Annotated in this window: 11 protein-coding genes; 10 read left to right on the top strand and 1 reads right to left on the bottom strand. The window is 56.2% G+C overall.

Going from position 1 to position 6000, the window contains the following annotated elements; translation table 11 throughout:
• Both ACIROW_RS07890 and ACIROW_RS07885 read left to right on the top strand, forming a co-directional pair.
• Positions 1 to 438 (top strand): ABC transporter ATP-binding protein (locus ACIROW_RS07890; RefSeq protein ID WP_402273794.1); only part of this gene is annotated, 438 nt, incomplete at its 5' end.
• Positions 439 to 523: 85 nt separating this feature from the next.
• Positions 524 to 1090: an NADPH-dependent FMN reductase gene (locus tag ACIROW_RS07885; protein WP_402273792.1), complete on the top strand. Its 567-nt coding sequence runs from the start codon at positions 524 to 526 to the stop codon at positions 1088 to 1090.
• A 78-nt stretch (positions 1091 to 1168) separates the two neighbouring features.
• Here the strand turns inward: ACIROW_RS07885 and ACIROW_RS07880 are convergent, their stop codons facing one another.
• Positions 1169 to 1633 (bottom strand): PA2169 family four-helix-bundle protein, encoded by a 465-nt coding sequence (locus tag ACIROW_RS07880; RefSeq protein WP_402273790.1) that lies wholly within the window; start codon positions 1631 to 1633, stop codon positions 1169 to 1171.
• Positions 1634 to 2167: 534 nt separating this feature from the next.
• Here ACIROW_RS07880 and ACIROW_RS07875 point away from each other — a divergent pair.
• From ACIROW_RS07875 to ACIROW_RS07840, 8 genes are all read left to right on the top strand, one after another.
• Positions 2168 to 2362: a hypothetical protein gene (locus ACIROW_RS07875; protein ID WP_402273787.1), complete on the top strand. Its 195-nt coding sequence runs from the start codon at positions 2168 to 2170 to the stop codon at positions 2360 to 2362.
• 35 nt (positions 2363 to 2397) lie between these two features.
• The gene (locus ACIROW_RS07870) at positions 2398 to 2604 is read left to right on the top strand and encodes a hypothetical protein (protein ID WP_402273785.1); all 207 of its coding nucleotides are present in this window, start codon (positions 2398 to 2400) and stop codon (positions 2602 to 2604) included.
• Positions 2605 to 2977: 373 nt separating this feature from the next.
• On the top strand, positions 2978 to 3289 hold the full coding sequence (locus ACIROW_RS07865; RefSeq protein ID WP_402273783.1) for a YqjD family protein: 312 nt from the start codon (positions 2978 to 2980) through the stop codon (positions 3287 to 3289).
• A gap of 62 nt (positions 3290 to 3351) precedes the next feature.
• A complete protein-coding gene (locus ACIROW_RS07860; RefSeq protein WP_402273780.1) occupies positions 3352 to 3906 on the top strand; it encodes a ferritin-like domain-containing protein in 555 nt (184 codons plus the stop codon).
• Between the two features lie 76 nt (positions 3907 to 3982).
• Entirely contained in the window at positions 3983 to 4195 is a 213-nt protein-coding gene (locus tag ACIROW_RS07855) for a CsbD family protein (protein ID WP_402273777.1), read from the top strand.
• Between the two features lie 83 nt (positions 4196 to 4278).
• A complete protein-coding gene (locus tag ACIROW_RS07850; RefSeq protein WP_402273775.1) occupies positions 4279 to 4656 on the top strand; it encodes a cell envelope biogenesis protein TolA in 378 nt (125 codons plus the stop codon).
• Between the two features lie 137 nt (positions 4657 to 4793).
• On the top strand, positions 4794 to 5111 hold the full coding sequence (locus ACIROW_RS07845; protein ID WP_116433822.1) for a BON domain-containing protein: 318 nt from the start codon (positions 4794 to 4796) through the stop codon (positions 5109 to 5111).
• 222 nt (positions 5112 to 5333) lie between these two features.
• Positions 5334 to 5963 carry a response regulator transcription factor gene (locus ACIROW_RS07840; protein ID WP_029363191.1) on the top strand — a complete coding sequence of 210 codons (630 nt, stop codon included), beginning with the start codon at positions 5334 to 5336 and terminating at the stop codon, positions 5961 to 5963.
• Positions 5964 to 6000 lie beyond the last annotated feature (37 nt).

Below are 6000 nucleotides of genomic sequence, written 5' to 3'. Positions count from 1 at the left end.
ATGAGCATCCACGAGAACCTCTTGATGGGCGCCTACACCAGCGACGACAAGCAGCAGATCGCGCAGGACATCGAGCACTGGTTCACGGTGTTTCCGCGCCTGAAGGAGCGCGCCAGCCAGATGGCCGGCACGCTGTCGGGCGGCGAGCAGCAGATGCTGGCCATGGCGCGCGCACTGATGAGCCATCCGAAACTCTTGTTGCTGGATGAGCCGTCAATGGGCCTGTCGCCGATCATGGTGGAGAAGATCTTCGAGGTGATTCGCAACGTGTCGGCGCAGGGCATCACGATCCTGCTGGTGGAGCAGAACGCCAAGCTGGCGCTGGAGGCGGCGCACCGCGGTTATGTGATGGAGTCGGGGCTGATCACCATGAGCGGCAACGCCAAGGAAATGCTGAATGATCCGCGCGTCAAGGCGGCGTATCTGGGCGAAGCGTAGGACAAAAAAACCGTGTGCGTGGTGTAGCATGGGTTGGTGGTTTTACGTTTTCCTCTTCTTTCCATTTTCATAAAAAGGCACAGACATGAGCGATACCCCAATCACCATCCTCGGCATTTCCGGCAGCCTGCGCGCGGGTTCGTACAACACCGCCGCGCTACATGCCGCAGCAGAGTTGCTGCCGCCCGGCGTGCGCCTGATTCAGGCCGATATTTCCGACATCCCGTTGTACAACGACGACGTGCGCGCCAAGGGATGGCCGCCTTCGGTGGAGCGTTTCCGCAAGCAGATTGCCGAGGCCGATGCGATTCTGTTCTCCACGCCGGAATACAATTATTCCATCCCCGGGTTGCTGAAAAATGCCATTGACTGGGCTTCGCGTCCGCCGGAACAACCGTTCGCCGGCAAGGCGGCTGCGATCATGGGCGCCAGTCCAGGCGCCGTTGGCACCGCACGTGCGCAATACCACCTGCGTCAGATCGGCGTGTTCCTGGACCTTAAATTCCTGAACAAGCCGGAAGTCATGATCGGCGGCGCCGGCGATCGTTTCGCTGACGGCAAGCTCACGCATGAGCCGACGCGTGAATTCATCAAGACTCTGTTGACAGCGCTGCACGACCTTGCGCTGCAACTGAAGCAGCACAAGAAATAAGCGTTCAATAAGCGTTCAATTCACCCACGAAAAAGCGGCCCGCAGGCCGCTTTTTTTATGGCGTCGTGAAGGAGACGCTTATGCCGCCTTCTTGGCGCGTACCTGATCGCGCAATGCCTTCACGCGATCATGGTTGGCCAGCACGCCCTGATACTGGCGTTCCACAATCAGACGAACGTCGCTCGGCAGGTCTTCGGACAATGCCTTGCGATACGCGTTGACGGCAGCGTCTTCACCGCGCTCGCACTCGTTCAGGATGGCTTCATCATCCTTGCCCATGATGGCGCTCTTGATGTTGACCCATTGACGATGCAGGGTGCCGCTCACGCTGCTGTGTGTGGCCGGATCGCCACCCAGCGCGCGCACCAGGTTTTGCAATTCCAGCACAGTCTGGCCGCAGGACTGCGAGCGTTCCAGAAACTGGGTCTTGTAATAGGCCTGGCGCTCCGAAGCATCTTCGGCGCAGGTGCGGAAACCTTCTTCGCCATCCTTGGAGATCTGGATAAGGTCGTTCAGGGTGTCAATCAATCGGTCGTTTTTCATGATGTGCCTTTCAGTCGAAGAGTGGAAAAGAAATATTGTTTTTCTGTGGATTCTGCCGGTGCATCAATGCATGAACATGTATGAAATTCAGTGCACGAAAAAGTAAATCAGCACCAGTACGAATGCGGGGACGCCAAGTATCCAGGCGAGAAAATATTTACCCATGGCTTGCTCCTTTTTCAAGAGTGAGGTCAGGCGACCCGAAGGATGTGCACGTCGGTCTTCACTTCACACTTCAGCAAAACCGGATGGTGCAAATCTGTCATCTATCAGCCAACGGCGCAGCGCCGCTATCCAATGTCTGCATCGTAGTTGGCGCCACGGGCAGCCGCCATCAGACGCAGGCCCAATCTGTTGTAGGAGAGGAAGGGGAAAAGCCGGTAATTATTCCTCCTCAATCGTCGCAATCCCTTTGCTGGCGTGGCTTCTCATCTTGTCCTACAAGACAATGGGCGGGCGTCCTATACCTCTTGCCAAGGGGCATTGCTACGATCTGCTCCATTGCTTCACCCATCCAACCGCGAGGAGCGCGTCATGAACAAGGATCAATTGCTTGGCAACATGAAAATCGCCGTAGGTCGCCTGGAAGAAAACCTGGCGGGCCTGGTGCACGATCAGGCGCATCTTCGTCACGCCGCGCAGCTGCAGCAAGCCGGCAAGGTGCAACGCACGATGGGTGAAGCGCGTCAGCTGATCAAGCGTTCGCTCAAGCAGCATTTGTCCGCCTGAGCTTCGCTGCAGGATTAATGAAACAGGGAGCCCCTATGCTGAACAAGCGAAATCTTCTCTTCACGCTGGGTCTGACCGGCGCCGCCGTCATTGCAGTCCTGAATGTTTGCGCCAACCGTATCTCGACCCGCGATGCACGACTGCAACGCAAGGCCCTCCATCGCTGGGAAGGTGAGGGCGGCAATGTCCTGACTCCGGCCATGCCCGTCAAGGACGAACTGTCGCAGGACGCAACGCCTTGATGACAGCCGATTGCGGGCTTGTCCTACAAGGTAATGAGCCGCCGTCCTATCGCTGATCAGCGTCACTGCCAGTATCGTTCAGTTACCGACTTAGCGGCACAGGCAGCAAGCAGGAAACAAAGAAATGCAGCAGTAACCGAATGCAGTCGAGGGAATAGCAAGGAAGAGACAAGCGGTTCGTTTCAACACAAGAATCATCGAAACGGGTGCAACCATGGAAAAAGAAAAACTGGTGATTTGCTGGTTACTGGGCATGCCTCTGCTGATGCTGCTCATCCTTCAGTACTTCATGTATTGAGCGTCGGCATCAAGAAGATGTGCAAGATGTCGCCCGCTACTGAAGCTGCCAACCAACACGAAAGAGAGGCAAGAAATGCGCGAAGAAAAATTGCGAACCGTCCGTAGCGATGTCCAGGTCCTGTTGCAGGAAGCACAGGAGCTGTTCACCGAAGCCGCAGCGACCACCGGCAAGAAAGCCGAAGACCTGCGCGCCAAGGGCGAGGAAATCCTGGATCGCGCCTTCATCAAGGCGCAAGGCATCCAATCCTACGTGGTCCAGACCGGCAAGGAGATCGCCTCCACCACCGACGACTACGTGCAATCGAATCCGTGGCGCGCCATTGCGATTTCCGCCGGCGTCGGCCTGTTGTTCGGTCTGTGCGTGTCGCGCACCGGCGAGCACTGAGCGGCAAGCCTGCTCACAGTACATTCGTAGCCATTCAGCCAATCGGATAAAGGAACATCACCATGTCTAGCAAACCATCGACGGTCAGCCATATTTCAGGCAAGCCGTTCCAAATCGACCGCGAGAAGGTGCGCGAAGCCGCTCAGAAGATCGGCGACGGCGCCGTCACCGAAGGTTACAAGGGCAATCGCGAAGAGGTTGTGGCGATGCTCAACGACGCGCTGGCAACCGAGCTGGTTTGCGTGTTGCGCTACAAGCGTCACTATTTCACTGCGACCGGCCTGGAAAACGAGCCGATCAAGGCTGAGTTCCTGGAGCATGCCGCCGAGGAAGAAGACCACGCCAACCAGATCGCCGAGCGCATCGTGCAATTGAACGGCAAGCCGGACTTCAATCCGAGCCAGCTGTCCGAGCGCAGTCATGCCGACTACGACGATTCCAGCGACATCAAGTCGATGATCCGCGCCAACCTGATCGCTGAGCGCATCGCGATCGAGACGTATCGCCAGATGATCGAACGCATCGGCGACGACGATCCAACTACCAAGCATTTGCTCATCTCCATCATGGCGAAGGAAGAAGAACACGCCGACGACATGAGCGATCTGCTCGATTGACTGCGCTTGTCCGGCCTTTGAGCCGGGCGCGCACTGTTCTCACGGCATTCGTGCCATCACCGCAAAGGAGAAAAACATGAATTGGGACATCATCGAAGGCAACTGGAAACAGTTCAAGGGCAAGGCCAAAGAACAATGGGGCAAGCTCACCGACGACCAGCTCGACACCATCAACGGCAAGCGCGAACAGCTGGCCGGCCGCATCCAGGAAGTCTACGGCATCAACAAGGACGAAACCGAAAAGCAGATCAAGGAATTCGAAGATCGCAACAAGGATTTGCGTCACTGATCCTTACCGGAATCTCAAGTCACTTGCTTGCCGCACGCCGGCGCAAAAAAATCAATTTGTTAAAAAACCAGAGGAGCTTACTCATGAAAAAAATCATCGCCGCTTGTATCCTGACTTCCGCCGCATTGGGCGCCCATGGCCTGGCCAGCGCAGCAGATGCCGTCAAATCGCAATACAAGGCTGACGTGGCTTCCGCCGATGCGGACTACAAGACCGCCAAGGCCAAGTGCAAGCCGCTCAAGGGCAATGAGCAGGACGTCTGCCAAAAGGAAGCCAAGGCTGCTCATGAAACGGCAGTAGCCGACGCCAAGGCCAAGCGCAAGACCACTGATGCCCGCAAGGATGCAAAGAAAACCAGCAATGACGCCGAGTATGATGCCGCCAAGGAAAAGTGCGACGCCATGAGCGGCGCCACCAAGGACAAGTGCCAAGCCGACGCAAAGGTGAAGTACGCCAAGTAATCCGGGTCATATCTCCAGGATATGCCCAGATGCAATTGAGTAAACCAGTACAGTAGTAAGGTCATGGAGAGGTAGCGATGCTTCTCCATAAAAAATCGCAGGCAACACGAATTGAAATTACCAACAGGAGATTCATCATGACTTTATCTTTGACTAAACGTATTACAGGCTTTTTCCTCGCACTGATGATGGTGTCGCTGGTCGGTTGCGCTTCCGGCCCGAACAAGGAAGGCACCGGCGAGTACGTCGATGACGCCGTCATCACCACCAAGGTGAAGGCCGCCATCGTCAACGAGCCGAACCTGAAGTCGACCGAAATCAACGTCGAAACCTACAAGGGCGTGGTCCAACTGAGCGGTTTTGTCAGTTCGGCAACGGCAGCTAGCCGTGCAACTGAACTGGCTCGCGGCGTCAAGGGTGTGACTTCGGTCAAGAACGATCTGCGCCTGAAGTAAGTCGCAGTTCGGTCAGGGTGGCTGCCGCGAAAGCGGTCGCCACCCTGAGATGCATCCAAATGGTACGAAATTTGCAATCGTTGAGGTATAGTTAGCCGCGGAAGACGTCCGGATCCCCGGATAACTCTGAACAAATGATGGGCAGGCTGCACCTAGGCAGTTTGACCGCATTTGCCTGATCAATGAGAGATATGCAGCATTGCTTCGATGCTGGTAAAAACTATGACAAAAATATTGGTAGTCGATGATCACGCAGTTGTGCGCGCCGGTGTTCAGCACTTTATTGCGGATATACCGAACATGGAAGTGGGTGGCGAAGCCAGCACCGCGGAAGAAGCAATCCGCCTGGTGCGCACCCAGGAGTGGGACATTGTCCTGCTCGACATTGCGATGCCCGACAAGAGCGGCGTCGAAGTGCTGAAACAGATCAAGCGTGAAAAGCCCAACCTGCCGGTTCTGATGCTGAGCATGCATCCCGAAAGCCGCTATGCGGTGCAGGTATTGCGCAGTGGCGCCAGCGGCTACGTGCAGAAGGAAGCGCTCGCGACCGACTTGGTCAGCGCCATCAACACGATCTTGCGCGGTCACAAGTACATCAGCTACGGCGTGGCCGAATTGTTGACCACCGATCCGGTGGACTCGGAAAAACCGCTGCACGAGACCTTGTCTCAGCGCGAATACGAGATTTTTTACAAGCTGGGCCAGGGCCAGGGTGTGACGCAAATCGCCGATGAGCTGTGCCTGAGCGTGAAGACCGTGAGCACGTATCGCTCCCGCGTTCTGCAAAAGATGAACATGGCAAACAACGCCGACATCATTTACTACGCAATCAAGAACAACCTGATCGACTGACGGCTGGATCGCCGATCGCGACGGACATGACGAAGGC

The sequence above is a fragment of the Herbaspirillum sp. NPDC101397 genome, from assembly GCF_044767325.1.
Classification (GTDB): domain Bacteria; phylum Pseudomonadota; class Gammaproteobacteria; order Burkholderiales; family Burkholderiaceae_D; genus Herbaspirillum.
Note: the sequence above shows the minus strand (reverse complement) of the source record. Positions and strands in the feature narration are given on the sequence as shown.